Consider the following 466-nt stretch of genomic DNA (forward strand, 5'->3'; position numbering starts at 1 on the left):
GTCCTCTTGGCTGGAGATTTTCATCGTCTTTTATCTCCTCTTCGTAGGCTGCTACGTAGTCAAATTCTTTTTGATCGTCGACGATCTTGACCTCTACATTAAACTCATCGGCTAAAATTTCTATCGCATCTTCATCCAAAAAGTCATTTTTGGTTGTCGTCATACCAAGCATGAAACGCTTACCAATGATCTCACTTGGCTGTTTGTTTAGCTTTTCAGCAAATTCATAAACACGAATTTCTTTTGGAATACTTATAGATGTCACAGCTTCATTGTTTTGTTTATTTTCAGGCTTTTTGTGTTTTTTTCTAGCTCTTCTTTGTATGCCGCCTTCGCCAAATGAATTTATCGTATTGTTGACCGTAGTTCTCATAACATTTGGCTGTTTTGTCTTTTGAGCAGGTGCTGGTACCGGAGTGTTAAAACTAAAATCAGGAAGAACAACTACATCTTCATCTTCTAGCAC

General features: G+C 37.8%; 1 protein-coding gene. It reads right to left on the reverse strand.

The window, feature by feature from the left end:
- A partial coding sequence (locus CYP05_RS01595) for a translation initiation factor IF-2 N-terminal domain-containing protein (protein WP_181001145.1) occupies positions 1 to 466 on the reverse strand: 466 nt, incomplete at both ends.

This window comes from Campylobacter concisus (genome assembly GCF_002913545.1).
Taxonomy (GTDB): domain Bacteria; phylum Campylobacterota; class Campylobacteria; order Campylobacterales; family Campylobacteraceae; genus Campylobacter_A; species Campylobacter_A concisus_AV.